The sequence below is a fragment of the Citrobacter sp. Cpo126 genome (assembly GCF_030332445.1).
GTDB lineage: Bacteria > Pseudomonadota > Gammaproteobacteria > Enterobacterales > Enterobacteriaceae > Citrobacter > Citrobacter portucalensis.
Window position 1 is genome coordinate 447,804 of the sequence record NZ_JAOWHT010000043.1, and the last position, 16,715, is coordinate 464,518.

The window sequence follows — 16,715 nt, forward strand, 5'->3', positions numbered from 1 at the left end:
AGCAGGTGGGTGTTTTGTCAAAGATTTCAGTTAATCGGGTGCTGTTGTTACTGGTACTTCTTACCTTCGCGGCGGCAGCGCTGCCTTTCATTAGCTATGCGCCTAATCGCCTGGTCTCCGGTGAGGGGCGCCAACTCTGGGATATCCGGCCCGACATGGCGTGGGGATTGGCAGTAGCCTGTTCGCTGCTGTTTCTTCTGTGCTTTGTACCGGGAAAGCCCGGCAATATATTGACGCTTGTTATTAGCCAGTTGCTGGTGATTGCGGCGCTGGTAACCGCAGGAACAACGGCAACGTATCTGGCCCAGACGGGAAGTCCACTGGCCAGAACCAGCCTGGGCAGCGGGTTCTGGTTGGGGCTAGGACTAATGTTGCTGGCCGCCAGTGACGCCATTCGTCGCATAACCGAGCTGGCATCATGGCGTTGGCTGTTGCACGCGCAAATGTTTATTTTTCCGCTGGTGCTTTTGTTCTCCGGCACGTTTAACGATCTTTCCCTGCTTAAAGAATATGCCAACCGTCAGGATGTCTTCAACGACGCCCTGGCGCAGCATCTGACAATTCTGTTCGCTACCGTGGTGCCCGCGCTGCTTATTGGTGTGCCGTTGGGCATCTGGTGTGCTTTCTCTGTCTCCCGTCAAGGGCCGGTTTTTGCGGTACTGAATATCATCCAAACCATTCCATCAGTCGCGCTGTTTGGCCTGTTAATTGCGCCCCTTGCCGGGTTGGTGAAGCACTTTCCTTTGTTGGGTTCGCTCGGCGTCGCCGGAACCGGCCTGACGCCTGCGCTTATTGCGTTAGTGCTGTATGCGCTGTTACCGCTGGTACGTGGCGTTGTGGCTGGATTGAATCAGGTGCCGCGGGATGTACTGGAAAGCGCCCGAGCGATGGGAATGAACACTTTCCAGCGATTTGTTTCGGTGCAGTTCCCGCTGGCATTGCCGGTCTTCTTGCGCAGTTTACGGGTAGTGATGGTGCAAACGGTGGGAATGGCGGTGATTGCTGCGCTGATTGGCGCAGGGGGATTTGGCGCGCTGGTCTTTCAGGGATTGCTCAGTAGCGCCGTCGATTTAGTGTTGCTGGGCGTGATCCCGGTTGTGGTACTGGCGGTATTGATTGATGCGCTGTTTGATTTAGGGCTCGCGCTGCTAGAGGTATCGAATAATGATTGAATTTCGCCATGTCAGTAAAACCTATGGCCAGCAAAAAGCCGTTGACGACCTTAATCTGCGGTTGGGGGAGGGCAGCTTTTCGGTGTTAATTGGCACGTCAGGTTCCGGGAAATCCACCACGCTGAAAATGATCAATCGGCTGGTTGAACATGACAGCGGACAGATTCGCTTTGCCGGGGAAGAGATCCGCAGCCTGCCGGTGCTGGAGTTAAGGCGGCGTATGGGATACGCGATTCAGTCGATTGGCTTGTTTCCCCACTGGACAGTCGCGCAGAACATCGCCACGGTGCCGCAGCTACAAAAGTGGTCGCGTTCTCGTATTGATGACCGAACAGACGAACTGATGGCGCTGCTGGGTCTCGAGGACAGTTTGCGCCATCGTTATCCGCATCAGCTGTCTGGCGGGCAACAGCAGCGGGTCGGGGTTGCTCGCGCACTGGCGGCAGATCCGCAGGTACTGCTGATGGATGAGCCTTTTGGCGCGCTGGATCCGGTCACCCGCGGTGCGCTGCAGCAGGAGATGACGCGTATTCATCGTCTGCTCGGGCGTACCATTGTGCTGGTGACGCATGATATCGACGAGGCGCTAAGGCTGGCGGAGCATCTGGTTCTGATGGATGCAGGAAAGGTAGTGCAGCAAGGCACGCCGCTGTCGATGCTGACAGCACCGGCGAACGAATTCGTGCAAACATTCTTTGGCCGTAGTGAACTGGGCGTACGTCTGTTGTCGCTTCGCACGGTAGGGGATTTTATCCGTCGCGGTGAACACACAGCCGGTGAACCGTTGGTAGATGAAATGACGCTGCGTGATGCGTTGTCGGTGTTCGTAGCGCGCGGTTGCGACGTCTTGCCGGTCGTGACCCCGCAGGGGGTGTCCTGCGGGACGCTTCATTTTCGTGATTTGCTTTCGGAGATGCCGACCCGTGAAACGTCTTGCTGATCCGTTGTTGTGGCTTATTGTCCTGTTTCTGGTCCTGTTAGTTGGGTTGCCTCATAGTCAGGCCTTGTTCAGTGCGCTATTTCCGGCGCTACCGCGTCCCGTGTATCAGCAGGAAAGTTTTGCGGCGCTGGCACTGAGCCATTTTGGCCTGGTGGGGATTTCAAGCCTGATTGCCGTACTCATTGGCACCGGGGCCGGTATAGCGGTAACCCGACCCTGGGGCGCGGAATTCCGGCCGATGGTGGAAACCATTGCCGCCGTGGGGCAGACCTTTCCGCCAGTTGCGGTGTTGGCGATAGCTGTACCGGTGATGGGATTTGGTCCTGAACCGGCAATTATCGCGTTGATCCTGTATGGCGTATTACCGATCTTGCAGGCAACACTGGCGGGACTCGGCGGAATTTCACCCAGCGTGATGGATATTGCCAGCGGAATGGGAATGAGTCAGGGGCAGCGGCTGCGTAAAGTCGAGTTGCCGCTGGCGGCCCCGGTGATTCTGGCCGGGATTCGCACGTCGGTGATTATTAATATCGGCACCGCAACCATCGCCTCAACCGTTGGGGCGAACACGCTGGGTACGCCGATTATTATCGGGCTGAGTGGGTTCAATACCGCCTATGTGATTCAAGGAGCGCTGCTGGTCGCGCTGGCGGCGGTAATTGTTGACCGCGGGTTTGAGAAATTAGCGAGGCATCTTACCCGGCACGTAAAATAAAAGTATAGCCTGCCAGCATGACACCGCCGATACCGCCGATGGCCATCAGCAGGAAGAGGGTAATGACACCGATTTTAGCTGCGCTCATTATGCACTCCTTATGTGAATTCAAGGATTGTACACGTTTGTTAATAGAATATTAAGAGCCTGGATCATTAGGCGTTATTGGCGCAGACAGTTTGAACACGGCCAGCGCGGAAGAACCGGAGCGTACACGTAGTACGTGAGGATTATTCGCTACGCTCACCCTCCGGGCCGCCCTAAAGGGCGTTCAAAACTCTCTGAGTGTTGTCTGAGCACTGCCCAGGTTCGAAATGGCAAGCAAAATAGCCCTAATGGGCCAGGCTCTAAATACCGAGTGGATAAATATCGTGACCCAACGCGCGCCATTCGTTCAACTGTTGCTGCTGTGCGGGCGTTTGGCTCTCGCCGCACCAGACAAGCAAGGTGCGACCTTCAAACAGCTCCGGTCGCAGTTGGTTCAGCGAATGGGCAAGGACGTCAATGCGCCATCCCTGCTGGCTGGCGACCCAACCCTCCAGCCATAAACGGGTCGTATCCTGAATGTTCCAGCCAACCACCAGAGCATCTTTCCCCTGTTTCTTACGTGCTGAGGCCAGACAAATCGCGATATAGTTGATCAGTACGCCGTCGAGGATCCCCAGTAACGCCTGCAGGATCGGCTGTTGGCATTGCAGACGTCGGCGTAACGGAATGAACAAATGGGTGTTGAGCGTTTGTGCGGGATAATCCTGGCCGCGCTCTTTGATCCACAGTCTGAGGCTATGCAGATTATTACTTTGCAAATAGCTCAACAGCGTCTCTTGTTGTTCACGCCAACCGTTATGCACATCAATGCTCTCATTGCTGAGCAACATTTTAACCTTGCTGACCTGAACACCGTTGTTTATCCAGCGTTTTATCTCGCGGATCCGGTCGATATCCGCATCGTTAAACAGGCGATGCCCGCCGTCTGTCCGCTGCGGTTTAAGTAATCCGTAACGCCTCTGCCACGCGCGTAAAGTGACAGGGTTGATATCACAAAGCAAAGCCACTTCACCTATTGTGTAAAGCGCCATCGTCGTCTCACTCTTGCTCGCGAGGTCCCAGTTTTACTTTAGACGCTCTTTTGCGAACCAGGTAGTTTTGTCTGTTTTTTGATCTATGAATGGGTGATTTTGTAACCATGCTCGCGCTTTCGAGTGATCGTTCTCACAAATTCGTCTTTTTTTGCAACACTTCAAAGAAAGTTACACGCAGCCCATGTATGTTACGCGCTTTTAAGTGATGTGTGGTTGGCGGGTATGTACGAGTTTAATCTGGTGTTGCTGCTGCTTCAGCAGATGTGTGTGTTCCTCGTTATCGCGTGGCTCATGAGCAAAACGCGTTTGTTTATCCCGCTGATGCAGGTGACTATCCGACTCCCGCACAAACTGCTTTGCTATGTTACTTTTTCCATTTTCTGCATTTTAGGCACCTATTTCGGGCTGCACATTGATGACTCCATTGCCAACACTCGCGCTATTGGCGCGGTGATGGGCGGGCTGCTTGGCGGCCCGGTGGTTGGCGGTTTAGTTGGTCTTACCGGCGGTTTGCATCGTTATTCGATGGGGGGGATGACTGCGCTTAGCTGCATGATCTCGACCATTGTGGAAGGGTTGCTCGGCGGGCTGGTGCACAGCGTGCTTACCCGTCGTGGTCGTACCGATAAAGTCTTTAGTCCGCTGACCGCGGGAGCGATTACCTTTGTTGCCGAACTGGTGCAGATGCTGATCATCTTATTAATTGCGCGTCCGTTCGACGATGCGTTTCGGTTGGTCAGCAATATTGCCGCGCCGATGATGGTGACCAATACCGTGGGCGCAGCCTTATTTATGCGTATTTTGCTCGATAAACGGGCGATGTTTGAAAAATATACCTCCGCTTTTTCCGCCACAGCACTCAAAGTTGCCGCCTCAACGGAAGGTATTTTGCGCCAGGGATTCAACGAGGTTAACAGCATGAAGGTTGCTCAGGTGCTGTATGAAGAGCTGGATATCGGTGCGGTGGCGATTACCGATCGTGAGAAACTGCTGGCATTTACCGGTATTGGTGACGATCACCATCTACCCGGAAAACCTATTTCATCGTCATATACCCAACGCGCGATTGAAACCGGAGAGGTGGTGTATGCCGATGGGAATGAAGTTCCTTACCGTTGCTCTTTGCACCCGCAATGCAAATTAGGCTCGACGCTGGTGATCCCTCTGCGAGGTGAAAACCAGCGGGTAATGGGGACCATCAAACTGTATGAAGCCAAAAACCGCCTCTTTAGTTCGATCAACCGTACGCTGGGGGAAGGGATCGCCCAACTGCTTTCGGCACAGATTCTGGCCGGGCAGTATGAGCGGCAAAAAGCGATGCTCACGCAGTCGGAAATAAAACTCCTGCACGCCCAGGTCAATCCCCATTTTCTGTTTAATGCACTCAACACCATCAAAGCTGTGATCCGACGCGATAGCGAGCAGGCCAGCCAACTGGTGCAGTATCTGTCGACGTTCTTTCGTAAAAATTTAAAACGCCCGTCGGAAATTGTGACGCTGGCCGATGAAATTGAACACGTTAATGCTTATCTGCAAATTGAAAAGGCACGATTCCAGTCGCGTCTTCAGGTGACCTTGACAGTGCCAGAAGAACTTTCGCATCAGCAATTACCCGCCTTTACTCTGCAACCCATCGTGGAGAATGCCATTAAACACGGTACTTCTCAGTTACTGGATACCGGTGAAGTATCGATTACCGCCCATCGCGAAGGGCAATATCTGATGCTGGATATCGAAGACAATGCCGGGCTGTATCAGCCAACCTCAGAAGCCAGTGGACTGGGTATGAATCTGGTCGATAAACGACTGCGCGAGCGGTTTGGCGATGATTATGGCATCAGCGTAGCGTGTGAACCTGACCGCTTTACCCGAATCACTTTACGACTTCCTCTGGAGGAACTGGCATGATCAAAGTGCTGATTGTCGATGACGAACCGTTAGCCCGGGAGAATCTGCGGATCCTGTTGCAAGAGCAAAGCGACATCGAGATTGTCGGTGAATGTTCGAATGCGGTGGAAGCCATTGGCGCGGTGCATAAATTGCGTCCGGATGTTCTGTTCCTTGATATTCAGATGCCGCGAATCAGCGGCCTGGAAATGGTTGGCATGCTTGATCCCGAGCATCGTCCGTACATTGTTTTTCTGACCGCCTTTGATGAGTATGCGGTGAAAGCCTTCGAAGAACATGCGTTTGATTATCTGCTCAAGCCGATTGAAGAAGCACGGCTGGAAAAAACGCTAATCCGTTTGCGTCAGGAGCGTACCAAGCAGGATGTATCACTGCTGCCAGAAAATCAGCAGGCACTGAAGTTTATTCCGTGCAGCGGCCATAGTCGGATTTATTTGCTGCAAATGGATGATGTGGCGTTTATCAGCAGTCGCATGAGTGGTGTGTATGTGACGAGCAGCGATGGTAAAGAAGGCTTCACTGAGTTGACGCTCAGGACGCTGGAGAGCCGTACTCCTCTGCTGCGTTGTCATCGGCAATATCTGGTAAATATGGCGCAATTGCAGGAGATCCGTCTGGAAGACAACGGTCAGGCGGAACTGATTTTGCGTAACGGACTGACCGTTCCGGTGAGTCGTCGTTATCTTAAAAGTCTAAAAGAGGCGATTGGACTGTAAAACTGATACACTGCGCGCCATTGCATCACCGACAGTTGAAGGCTCTATGCTAAGTAACGATATTCTTCGTAGCCTGCGCTACACCCTAAAAGCGAACAATAACGACATGGTGCGTATTCTTGCGCTTGCTGACATGGAATCCACCTCCGCAGGTTTCGATACCTGGATGACAAAAGAAGATGAGGCTGGGTTTGTTCGTTGCCCGGATATCATTCTCTCCGGTTTTTTAAACGGCCTGATTTATCATCTGCGTGGTAAAGATGATTCTGCACCGGAACTGGCGCTGGAGCGTCGTGTTAATAACAATACGGTGCTGAAAAAGCTGCGTATCGCCTTTTCGCTGAAAACCGACGATATTCTGGCTATTATGACCGAGCAGAAATTCCGTGTGTCGATGCCGGAAATTACCGCCATGATGCGTGCACCTGATCATAAGAACTATCGCGAATGCGGCGATCAGTTCCTGCGTTATTTTCTGCGTGGTTTGACATCACGGGTACATAACGCGAAGCCATAAAGAGAAAATGGGCGACGCCGATTAACATCGGGTCGCCAATGGTTTACTTCACTTCTTTAAAACCCGCCGATTCCATTACCGTTTGCATTTGCTTCATGCTGATGTTTTTATCGGCGTTTTCAGAGAGTTTCATCCCTGAAATGGCCTGCAACGCTTTTATATCAACTTTTTCCATATCGATAGTGACATTTTCTTGCGCGTAGGTATCTGAATAGGTGAGTTTTTCTTCTATGCCAGTAATGTTCTGATATTTGGCGCTTAATGCGTCGAATACTTTTTCTGCTTCCTCTTTATTGCTGGCACCGACTGACGCATAGCTAATTTTACTTTCGGAGATTTGCTTCAGGACCTTATCACCTTTATAGGTGTAAGAGACGGTGATATCAGAACCATTAATGTTGGCATTGAATGTTTTTGTCTCTTCTTTATCACCACATCCCGCCAGGGAAAAAACCACAATCGATGCCACGGCGAGAGAAAATAATTTTTGTAACGCTTTCATGTAAAACTCCATTTCATGAATATCGGATGCTAAATAATAACGTCCACGAATCTGGTGAGCCCGGACTACCTTGATACCAGAGCAGTATAGAATAAATCTAATATTAACAACGAAGCAGTCCGAAAATGGAGCAGGGGTTAAGATTAGAGGAAGCACTTGCGTAGCAAAAAAAAGCGCTGCGGTTGCAGCGCTTGAGATGTTTGATTTACTTCACCTGTTGGCCTGGTTTTGCACCTTCGTCCGGGCTTAACAGGAAGATATCTTTCCCGCCAGGACCTGCGGCCATCACCATCCCTTCGGAAATGCCGAAGCGCATCTTACGTGGTGCCAGGTTGGCAACCATAATGGTCTGGCGGCCAATCAGGACCTGCGGATCTGGATACGCAGAACGAATACCAGAGAAGACGTTACGTTTCTCACCACCGAGATCCAGCGTCAGACGCAGCAGTTTGTCGGAACCTTCCACGAATTCGGCGTTTTCAATCAGCGCTACACGCAGGTCAACTTTGGCGAAATCGTCAAAGGTGATGGTTTCCTGAATCGGGTCATCAGCCAGCGGGCCGGTAACCGGTGCTGCAGCTGCTTTCACTTCTTCTTTCGACGCCTCAACCAGCGCTTCAACTTGTTTCATGTCGATGCGATTGTACAGCGCTTTAAAGGTGTTGACCTTGTGGCCGAGCAGTGGCTGTTCAATGGCATCCCAGCTCAGTTCGCTGTTCAGGAAAGCTTCAACACGTTCAGCAAGCGTTGGCAGAACCGGTTTCAGGTAGGTCATCAGCACGCGGAACAGGTTGATACCCATGGAGCAGATCGCCTGCAGGTCGGCATCGCGGCCTTCCTGTTTAGCCACGACCCACGGTGCCTGTTCGTCAACGTAGCGGTTTGCCACGTCGGCCAGCGCCATGATTTCACGGATAGCTTTACCAAATTCACGGCTTTCCCATGCTTCGCCAATCACCGCTGCGGCGTCGGTGAAGGTTTTATACAGCGCCGGATCGGCCAGCTCAGCCGCCAGAACGCCGTCAAAACGCTTAGCAATAAAGCCAGCGTTACGGGATGCCAGGTTGACTACTTTGTTGACGATATCGGCGTTAACGCGCTGGACAAAGTCTTCCAGGTTCAGGTCGATGTCATCAATACGTGAAGAAAGCTTCGCGGTGTAGTAGTAGCGGAGGCTGTCGGCATCGAAGTGCTTCAGCCAGGTGCTGGCCTTAATGAAGGTGCCGCGAGATTTGGACATCTTCGCGCCGTTCACCGTCACATAACCGTGTACGAACAGGTTGGTCGGCTTACGGAAGTTGCTGCCTTCCAGCATGGCAGGCCAGAACAGGCTGTGGAAGTAAACGATATCCTTACCGATGAAGTGATACAGCTCGGCGTCGGAATCTTTCTTCCAGTACTCGTCAAAACTGGTGGTGTCACCGCGCTTATCGCACAGGTTTTTGAATGAACCCATATAGCCAATTGGCGCGTCCAGCCAAACGTAGAAGTACTTGCCAGGCGCATTCGGGATTTCAAAACCGAAGTACGGGGAATCGCGAGAGATATCCCACTGTTGCAGGCCGGATTCGAACCATTCCTGCATTTTGTTGGCGACCTGCTCCTGTAACGCGCCGCTGCGCGTCCACGCCTGCAGCATTTCGCTGAATGACGGCAGATCAAAGAAGAAGTGTTCGGAGTCACGCATCACCGGTGTTGCGCCAGACACGACGGATTTCGGCTCGATAAGTTCGGTCGGGCTGTAGGTTGCGCCGCAGACTTCACAGTTATCGCCGTACTGATCCGGAGACTTACATTTCGGGCAGGTGCCTTTAACAAAACGGTCCGGCAGGAACATGCCTTTTTCCGGATCGTAAAGCTGGGAGATTGTACGGTTCTTAATAAAACCGTTCTCCTTCAGGCGAGTATAAATCAGCTCAGACAACTCACGGTTCTCTTCGCTGTGCGTCGAGTGGTAGTTGTCGTAGCTGATGTCAAAACCTGCAAAATCAGTCTGATGCTCCTGACTCATTTCACCGATCATCTGCTCTGGCGTGATCCCAAGCTGCTGTGCTTTCAGCATGATTGGCGTACCGTGTGCGTCGTCCGCGCAGATGAAGTTAACCTGGTGGCCGCGCATTCGCTGGTAACGGACCCAGACATCAGCCTGGATGTGCTCCAGCATATGGCCGAGGTGGATTGAGCCGTTGGCGTACGGCAGCGCGCACGTTACCAGAATTTTCTTCGCGACTTGAGTCATAGTGGGCAATTACTTCTTTTGTAGTGAAAAGGGCTTTGATAGTACCAAAATGGTAATTACTGCGCCAAGCGATAAGGGCATTTATCCGTAAATGAATAATTGTTGCGGTTGGAGTAAACTACCTGGTGACTATTGTATATTCAGAACAACAAAAAGGAGTCGGGATGAACGCACAATCCCAGGCCAAATCACCAGAGACCCTGCGCGCCATGGTTGCCGGGACGCTGGCGAATTTTCAGCATTCAACCCTGAAGCATAATCTGACGACGCTTAAAGCGTTGCACCACGTCGCCTGGATGGATGACACGTTGCACGTTGAGCTGGTCATGCCGTTTGTCTGGCATAGCGCGTTTGAGGACTTAAAAGAGCAATGTAGCGCCGATCTGCTGCGTATTACCGGTGCGAAAGCGATCGACTGGAAACTGTCGCATAACATCGCGACGCTGAAGCGCGTGAAAAACCAGCCGGGTATTAATGGTGTGAAAAACATCATCGCCGTCAGTTCAGGAAAAGGTGGCGTGGGTAAATCCTCTACCGCTGTGAACCTGGCGCTGGCGCTGGCTGCAGAAGGGGCGAAGGTAGGGATTCTGGACGCCGATATTTATGGTCCGTCTATCCCGACAATGCTTGGCGCGGAAAACCAGCGTCCAACCTCGCCAGATGGTACCCACATGGCACCGATCATGTCTCACGGTCTGGCGACGAACTCTATTGGTTATCTGGTCACTGACGATAACGCGATGGTATGGCGCGGCCCGATGGCCAGCAAAGCGCTGCTGCAGATGTTGCAGGAAACTTTATGGCCGGATCTTGATTATCTGGTACTGGATATGCCGCCGGGCACCGGTGACATCCAGCTGACGCTGGCGCAGAACATTCCGGTAACGGGCGCGGTTGTTGTCACTACGCCGCAGGACATCGCGCTGATCGATGCGAAAAAGGGCATCGTGATGTTCGAAAAAGTCGAAGTGCCGGTACTGGGTATTGTTGAGAATATGAGTATGCATATTTGCAGCAACTGCGGTCACCATGAACCGATCTTCGGTACCGGTGGGGCACAGAAGTTGGCCGAGCAGTATCACACTCAACTGCTGGGGCAGATGCCGCTGCATATTTCTCTGCGTGAGGACCTCGATCGTGGTACGCCGACGGTGATTAGCCGTCCTGATAGCGAATTTACTGCTATTTACCGCGACCTGGCAGGACGAGTGGCTGCACAGCTCTACTGGCAGGGAGAGGTTATTCCGGGCGAGATTGCCTTCCGCGCGGTGTAATTTATAGCGTTACAGATATTCACCGCATCAATATATTATTGATGCGGTGAATATATTAAATTTAAAAATCTTACGATATTGTTCATTCTGCGTTTATAATTCATGCCTTTTTCCGAATAAATCACCTCAATGCATCATTACAATTGATCAAATCTATCTCATTAATCTACAATTTCAATTGGTTCAAATAGGGTGTTATGCCCATAATCTGCTGAACAGGTCCTCTGTATGCTATTTGATGCTAACCATAGGAATAACGATTAAAATGAAAAAAAGTTTACTGATGGGAATTATAGCTCTGACTTATGGAATGAGCGCCCCTACCTTTGCTTCCGATACTGCGACCTTAACAATCAGTGGGCGAGTCGTTGAACCAACCTGTAGTGCTGACGTCGTGAATAACAACGTTCAACAGAAATGTGGTCAATCTCTTCATCTTTCAAATGTTAGTCATGTGGATCCTGTTCCAGCGAAGGGCGTCGTGACCGAGATCGTTTCTGTACCAGGGAATTCTATGCGACAGATAGTGTTAAACCGTTACGATTAGACTAAGAATCTCAGTGTTGATATTAAGCACTCATCATTTATATGAATGATGAGTGCTTTTTTTATTTCTCTAACAAATAAAAAACGACAATTAATAACGCTAATTTATTAAATATATAAATAGTGTTTATCTTCACTTATTTGTTGCGATTATATTGCAATTAGTAACTTGTTTTAAATCAACAAAACAACACGTTTACATTGCGGTAACGTTTTTGGTGTGCGAATTTAAATCCAAGAGTTAACCCTCTTAACAAATAGAAATTATTTTATTAAGGAAGATATTATGAAGCGTTCAATTATTTCTGCTGCTGTGCTGTCTGCTGTATTTATGAGTGCTGGGGCTTTTGCTGCTGATGATACAGGAACACTGACTATTAAAGGGGTTGTTTTACCTGTTTCATGCACTATAGTCAGTGGTGCTGCTGAAGATAATATCGTTATGCCTGATGTCAGTCAGAGCGCTTTAAGCCAAATAGAAGTTGGTGAACAATTGGAAGGGTTTACTAACTCATCTAGCTCAAAGATTAAATTTAAATGTGAAGGGAAAAATAACCCTAGCATTTCATTCATAGAGGATGGATTTACTAGCCAATACAGAGATATTACCGCAAAAAGTTCTGGGGCCGCGGAAGGTGTGGGATATAAAGTATATCTGCAGAATGAAAGGGCAAGTGGTGGGGCTTCAAAAGCTATCCAACCAGGAGAGTCAGTTAAGCTGAAACCAACCGATAATGGTGAATATGAATTAGATTTTAAAGCCTATTATGCGAAAACTGCGACAACGGTGACTGCTGGTGAGGTTAACTCTGTAATTAAATTGCAAGTATCTACTGATTGATTTTATTCCGGCGGCTTTGCCGCCGTTTTTACTTTCTTATATATGGTGGTTGAGATGAAAGGACTCATTAGTTTTATTCCTTTTTTGTTTACTCTCCCTGCTCATGCTGGTGTAGTTATTTATGGTACGCGTGTTATCTACCCGGCAGAAAAAAATGAAGTTCTGGTACAATTGATGAACCAGGGTGAACGCTCTTCACTGGTACAGTCGTGGATTGATGATGGCGACAGCTCGTTACCACCGGAAAAAATTCACGTACCGTTTATGCTCACCCCTCCGGTAGCAAAGATCGCAGCGGACTCTGGCCAGCAGTTAAAAATTAAAAAAATGGCGAATACGCTGCCTAACAACAAAGAAAGTTTATTTTTTCTCAATGTTCTGGATATTCCGCCAAACAATCCTGATAGCGCAGGAAAGAATGTACTCAAGTTTGCTATGCAGAATAGGATTAAACTATTTTATCGACCTAAAGGTATCTCGCCAGTTAATAAACATACGTTTCAAAAACTATCTATGAAACGTAGCGGTAGTATTTATTCCATTAAGAATGATGCCGCTAACTGGGTCACGGTGACGGAAGTAAAAGCTAATAATGTTAAAATTAATAACGAAAGCATTATGCTTGCACCGCTCTCCAGTGCGGATGTGGCGTTAAAAAATGCTAATACCAATCAATATAAAATGACCATTATTGACGATCACGGTAATTATATTAGCGATAACGTCAGCCTAAAATAACAGGAGCTGGTTATGTTAAGGATGACTCCGATTGCTTCGGCGGTATTACTGTTGCTACTCGGTATTGATGCCCATGCCGCAGAAGAAACGTTTGATACAAATTTTATGATGGGTGGAATGAAGGGTGAGAAAGTTTCTGCATTTCGCCTCGACGATAATCAACCCCTGCCAGGCCAATATGATATTGACATCTACGTCAATAAACAGTGGCGTGGTAAGTATGATATTACTGTTAAGGATAATCCGGATGACACCTGTCTATCCCGCGATGCATTAACGCGTCTGGGGATAAATATACAGGCGTTGGACAAGAAGAATGAATGCCCAACCTTGAAGCAGGCGGTGCAAGGGGGCAGCTATGCATGGAATATTGGCACGTTTCGCCTGGATCTCAGCGTTCCGCAGGCCTATGTCGATGAACTTGAGCAAGGGTATGTTCCTCCTGAGAACTGGGATCGTGGCATCAATGCCTTCTATACCTCGTACTATGCCAGCCAGTATTACAGCGACTATAAAGATTCTGGTAACAGCAAAAGTACCTACGCGCGCTTTACCAGTGGGTTAAACCTGCTGGGTTGGCAGCTGCATTCCGATGCCAGCTATAACAAAACCGATGACAGCAGCGGGGAGTGGAAAAGCAACACCCTGTATCTGGAACGCGGAATCCCGCAAATTCTCGGCACCCTGCGTGCCGGGGATATGTATACCTCATCAGATATTTTTGATGCGGTGCGCTTTCGTGGTGTTCGTTTATATCGCGATATGCAGATGCTGCCGAACTCCAAACAAAACTTCACGCCATTAGTGCAGGGGATCGCGCAGAGTAACGCGTTGGTTACCATCGAACAGAACGGTTTTGTGGTTTACCAGAAAGAGGTTCCGCCAGGCCCGTTCTCTATTGCGGATTTACAGCTTGCAGGCGGCGGTGCGGATCTTGATGTTAGCATCAAAGAGGCTGACGGATCGGTAACAACCTATCTGGTGCCCTATGCTGCGGTGCCCAATATGTTGCAGCCGGGTGTCTCAAAATATGATTTTGCGGCTGGGCGTAGCCATATCGAAGGCGCCAGTAACCAGACCGACTTTGCACAGATGAGCTATCAGTACGGGCTGAATAATCTGTTAACGCTGTACGGCGGTACCATGCTGGCGGATAACTACAATGCGTTTACGTTGGGTACCGGCTGGAATACGCGTATTGGCGCGATTTCTGTTGATGCAACACAGTCCCATAGTAAGCAGGATAATGGCGATGTGTTTGACGGGCAAAGTTATCAGATCGCCTATAACAAGTATTTGACGCAAACTGCCACCCGTTTTGGCTTAGCGGCGTATCGCTACTCTTCCAAGGACTATCGCACGTTTAACGATCACGTCTGGGCAAATAACAAAAATAACTACCGTCGTGATGAAAACGATGTGTATGACATTGCAGATTATTATCAGAATGATTTTGGCCGTAAGAACAGCTTTTCGGCGAACGTCAGTCAGTCTTTGCCGCAAGGCTGGGGCTCGTTTTCGCTCAGTACGCTGTGGCGAGACTACTGGGGGCGTAGCGGTAGCAGCAAAGATTATCAGCTGAGTTATTCCAATAGCTGGCAACGGATAAGCTATACCTTTTCAGCTAGTCAGACTTACGATGAAGATCATCACGAAGATAAACGTTTTAACATCTTTATCTCCATTCCGTTTGACTGGGGAGATGATATTAGCGCTCCGCGCAGACATTTGTATGTGTCTAACTCAACGACTTTTGATGATGATGGTTTTGCGTCTAACAATACCGGGCTTTCCGGTACCGCAGGCAGTCGCGATCAGTTTAACTATGGGGTGAATCTCAGTCATCAACGGCAGGACAGCGAGACAACAGCGGGCGGCAATCTGACGTGGAATGCGCCAGTTGCTACGCTTAACGGCAGCTACAGCCAGTCGTCTAAATATACGCAAGCTGGCGGCAGCATTTCGGGTGGCCTTGTGGCCTGGTCTGGTGGTGTGAATTTAGCCAATCGATTATCAGAAACGTTTGCTGTAATGCATGCACCGGGTCTGGAAGGGGCGTATGTAAATGGGCAAAAATACCGTACGACCAACCGTAATGGTGTGGTGGTCTACGATGGGTTGACGCCTTATCGTGAAAACCACTTGATGCTGGATGTTTCTAATACTAATAGCGAAACCGATCTGCAAGGGAATCGGCGTAATACAGCCCCATATCGGGGAGCAGTCGTTCTGGCGACGTTTGATACTGACCAACGTAAACCCTGGTATATCCGGGCGCTACGCCCTGATGGTTCACCGCTGACGTTTGGTTATGAAGTAGAAGATATTCATGGACACAATATTGGCGTGGTAGGTCAGGGAAGCCAGCTTTTTATTCGTACCAATGAAGTGCCGCCGGAGATAAAAGTGGCGATTGATAAGCAACAGGGACTTTCATGCTCAATCACCTTCGATAAAACGATTGATGAAAGTAAAGTTTATATTTGTCGGTGAGGTGGTAGATGAAAAAATATCTTATAATATTAATTATGTTATTTCCTATGATGTCTTATGCAACTTGCAATGGCTCACAAAAAAAGAGTAATAATATTAGTGTTACCTTAACAGACGGAGAGGGTTCTCAAAACTTCAATACGAATTTCGATGGTGATTTTACTTGTCATTTATCTACTGATAAAATGTATATGGTCAATGCGTTACAAAATTACATAGTTGAGCTATATGATATTTCAGGTGAGAAACCTATCTACATAAAGTTAAATGCATCTGTTGAAGGTGATTTCCCGATAGATACGCCAAGTTCATCTATATTCGGAAAGCAATATTCGGCGGCAAGTTTATTTAATACAAAAAATATTGTACTTAAGATGGAGTATGTCGATGCTCCTGGTAATGTAAATCTGAGGTCTTCTAATGTGAACACCTTTACTATTTCTGATGCGATTATATTCTCATCAAATTCTAGCTGCAGTTGGCAAAATATTCTTGCATGCTTTGGGCTTAATGCTTCATTTGCACAAAGTATAATTTTTAATGTAACGCACCAACCAACAACGTGTAAATTCCTACAGTCTGATTATTCTATTACATTACCTAACATTTCTATAAATGATTTACATGCAGGTAGATATGGAGGAAATGTTTCTGATACATTAAAGTTAGAATGTAATGGTGTTAATAATGTAGCAACAAACCCGGTAACACTTAAAATTTCTTCTGGCGATTGGTCGGATGATGGGCTTACATTAAAAAATACTTTAGCTGATGGTGCGCAAGGTGTGGGGTTTAATATCTACAGTGGTTCAGATACTAGTATCCCCCTAAAAAATGGCTCTGTTTTAAAAAGAATAAAAAAGATGGGGGTTGTTGATAAATATTATAATTTTATAGTTAGTGCTAGGTATGCACGAATTAATGGTGAATCATTACGAACAGGGAAAGTGCAAAGCAAGGTTGTTTTTACTATTGCATATGATTGATTTTATATATAAAAAATAGAACACGAATTGCCCATTGGACAGCACG

General features: G+C 48.7%; 16 protein-coding genes. 12 read left to right on the top strand and 4 right to left on the bottom strand.

The window, feature by feature from the left end:
- The first annotated feature begins 5 nt into the window (after positions 1-5).
- From OGY17_RS22650 to OGY17_RS22660, 3 genes are read left to right on the top strand one after another with little or no spacing between them, the layout of a single operon-like run.
- Positions 6-1,172, top strand: a complete 1,167-nt coding sequence (locus OGY17_RS22650; RefSeq protein ID WP_275051892.1) for an ABC transporter permease — start codon at positions 6-8, stop codon at positions 1,170-1,172.
- Complete coding sequence (locus OGY17_RS22655) at positions 1,165-2,112, top strand: ABC transporter ATP-binding protein (protein ID WP_191215568.1); 948 nt, start codon at positions 1,165-1,167, stop codon at positions 2,110-2,112. The genes OGY17_RS22650 and OGY17_RS22655 overlap by 8 nt, the downstream gene beginning before the upstream one ends.
- Positions 2,096-2,827 carry an ABC transporter permease gene (locus OGY17_RS22660; protein WP_048234924.1) on the top strand — a complete coding sequence of 244 codons (732 nt, stop codon included), beginning with the start codon at positions 2,096-2,098 and terminating at the stop codon, positions 2,825-2,827. Before OGY17_RS22655 ends, OGY17_RS22660 begins: the two co-directional genes overlap by 17 nt.
- Here OGY17_RS22660 and OGY17_RS22665 read toward each other — a convergent pair.
- Both OGY17_RS22665 and mlrA read right to left on the bottom strand, forming a co-directional pair.
- The gene (locus OGY17_RS22665) at positions 2,808-2,915 is read right to left on the bottom strand and encodes a protein YohO (protein ID WP_003027354.1); all 108 of its coding nucleotides are present in this window, start codon (positions 2,913-2,915) and stop codon (positions 2,808-2,810) included. The two genes, OGY17_RS22660 and OGY17_RS22665, sit on opposite strands and share 20 nt — an antisense overlap.
- 259 nt (positions 2,916-3,174) lie before the next feature.
- On the bottom strand, positions 3,175-3,906 hold the full coding sequence (gene mlrA, locus OGY17_RS22670; RefSeq protein WP_286573232.1) for an HTH-type transcriptional regulator MlrA: 732 nt from the start codon (positions 3,904-3,906) through the stop codon (positions 3,175-3,177).
- 225 nt (positions 3,907-4,131) lie between these two features.
- Between mlrA and OGY17_RS22675 the strand changes: the two genes are divergently transcribed.
- From OGY17_RS22675 to OGY17_RS22685, 3 genes are read left to right on the top strand one after another with little or no spacing between them, the layout of a single operon-like run.
- Positions 4,132-5,817 carry a sensor histidine kinase gene (locus tag OGY17_RS22675; protein WP_191215569.1) on the top strand — a complete coding sequence of 562 codons (1,686 nt, stop codon included), beginning with the start codon at positions 4,132-4,134 and terminating at the stop codon, positions 5,815-5,817.
- Positions 5,814-6,533, top strand: coding sequence for a two-component system response regulator BtsR (gene btsR / locus OGY17_RS22680; protein WP_003840155.1), 720 nt, complete (start codon positions 5,814-5,816; stop codon positions 6,531-6,533). The genes OGY17_RS22675 and btsR overlap by 4 nt, the downstream gene beginning before the upstream one ends.
- A gap of 46 nt (positions 6,534-6,579) precedes the next feature.
- Positions 6,580-7,050 carry a YehS family protein gene (locus tag OGY17_RS22685; RefSeq protein WP_003834454.1) on the top strand — a complete coding sequence of 157 codons (471 nt, stop codon included), beginning with the start codon at positions 6,580-6,582 and terminating at the stop codon, positions 7,048-7,050.
- Positions 7,051-7,093: 43 nt separating this feature from the next.
- Here OGY17_RS22685 and OGY17_RS22690 read toward each other — a convergent pair whose 3' ends face one another.
- Positions 7,094-7,552: a YehR family lipoprotein gene (locus OGY17_RS22690; protein ID WP_103285543.1), complete on the bottom strand. Its 459-nt coding sequence runs from the start codon at positions 7,550-7,552 to the stop codon at positions 7,094-7,096.
- 205 nt (positions 7,553-7,757) lie between these two features.
- Complete coding sequence (gene metG, locus OGY17_RS22695; RefSeq protein ID WP_003834451.1) at positions 7,758-9,791, bottom strand: methionine--tRNA ligase; 2,034 nt, start codon at positions 9,789-9,791, stop codon at positions 7,758-7,760.
- A gap of 164 nt (positions 9,792-9,955) precedes the next feature.
- Here metG and apbC point away from each other — a divergent pair, with 164 nt between their 5' ends.
- The 6 genes from apbC to OGY17_RS22725 all read left to right on the top strand — a co-directional run bounded on the left by apbC (position 9,956) and on the right by OGY17_RS22725 (position 16,669).
- Positions 9,956-11,065 (top strand): iron-sulfur cluster carrier protein ApbC, encoded by a 1,110-nt coding sequence (apbC, locus tag OGY17_RS22700; RefSeq protein ID WP_003027343.1) that lies wholly within the window; start codon positions 9,956-9,958, stop codon positions 11,063-11,065.
- A gap of 265 nt (positions 11,066-11,330) precedes the next feature.
- Positions 11,331-11,612 (top strand): DUF2574 family protein, encoded by a 282-nt coding sequence (locus tag OGY17_RS22705; RefSeq protein ID WP_191215570.1) that lies wholly within the window; start codon positions 11,331-11,333, stop codon positions 11,610-11,612.
- A gap of 285 nt (positions 11,613-11,897) precedes the next feature.
- A complete protein-coding gene (gene yehD / locus OGY17_RS22710) occupies positions 11,898-12,452 on the top strand; it encodes a fimbrial protein YehD (protein ID WP_191215571.1) in 555 nt (184 codons plus the stop codon).
- A 54-nt stretch (positions 12,453-12,506) separates the two neighbouring features.
- Positions 12,507-13,190, top strand: coding sequence for a fimbria/pilus periplasmic chaperone (locus OGY17_RS22715; protein WP_191215572.1), 684 nt, complete (start codon positions 12,507-12,509; stop codon positions 13,188-13,190).
- A gap of 12 nt (positions 13,191-13,202) precedes the next feature.
- Positions 13,203-15,683, top strand: a complete 2,481-nt coding sequence (locus OGY17_RS22720; protein ID WP_286608396.1) for a fimbrial biogenesis outer membrane usher protein — start codon at positions 13,203-13,205, stop codon at positions 15,681-15,683.
- 8 nt (positions 15,684-15,691) lie between these two features.
- Positions 15,692-16,669: a fimbrial protein gene (locus tag OGY17_RS22725; RefSeq protein ID WP_198801549.1), complete on the top strand. Its 978-nt coding sequence runs from the start codon at positions 15,692-15,694 to the stop codon at positions 16,667-16,669.
- Positions 16,670-16,715 lie beyond the last annotated feature (46 nt).

Bases quoted from the DNA above. Each gene is read 5' to 3' on its own strand.
- OGY17_RS22720 (WP_286608396.1), top strand. From the start codon at position 13,203: ATGTTAAGGATGACTCCGATTGCTTCGGCGGTATTACTGTTGCTACTC.
- btsR (WP_003840155.1), top strand. From the start codon at position 5,814: ATGATCAAAGTGCTGATTGTCGATGACGAACCGTTAGCCCGGGAGAAT.
- mlrA (WP_286573232.1), bottom strand. From the start codon at position 3,906: ATGGCGCTTTACACAATAGGTGAAGTGGCTTTGCTTTGTGATATCAAC.
- OGY17_RS22725 (WP_198801549.1), top strand. From the start codon at position 15,692: ATGAAAAAATATCTTATAATATTAATTATGTTATTTCCTATGATGTCT.
- OGY17_RS22665 (WP_003027354.1), bottom strand. From the start codon at position 2,915: ATGAGCGCAGCTAAAATCGGTGTCATTACCCTCTTCCTGCTGATGGCC.
- OGY17_RS22705 (WP_191215570.1), top strand. From the start codon at position 11,331: ATGAAAAAAAGTTTACTGATGGGAATTATAGCTCTGACTTATGGAATG.
- yehD (WP_191215571.1), top strand. From the start codon at position 11,898: ATGAAGCGTTCAATTATTTCTGCTGCTGTGCTGTCTGCTGTATTTATG.
- OGY17_RS22690 (WP_103285543.1), bottom strand. From the start codon at position 7,552: ATGAAAGCGTTACAAAAATTATTTTCTCTCGCCGTGGCATCGATTGTG.
- OGY17_RS22715 (WP_191215572.1), top strand. From the start codon at position 12,507: ATGAAAGGACTCATTAGTTTTATTCCTTTTTTGTTTACTCTCCCTGCT.
- OGY17_RS22675 (WP_191215569.1), top strand. From the start codon at position 4,132: ATGTACGAGTTTAATCTGGTGTTGCTGCTGCTTCAGCAGATGTGTGTG.
- OGY17_RS22685 (WP_003834454.1), top strand. From the start codon at position 6,580: ATGCTAAGTAACGATATTCTTCGTAGCCTGCGCTACACCCTAAAAGCG.
- apbC (WP_003027343.1), top strand. From the start codon at position 9,956: ATGAACGCACAATCCCAGGCCAAATCACCAGAGACCCTGCGCGCCATG.
- OGY17_RS22655 (WP_191215568.1), top strand. From the start codon at position 1,165: ATGATTGAATTTCGCCATGTCAGTAAAACCTATGGCCAGCAAAAAGCC.
- metG (WP_003834451.1), bottom strand. From the start codon at position 9,791: ATGACTCAAGTCGCGAAGAAAATTCTGGTAACGTGCGCGCTGCCGTAC.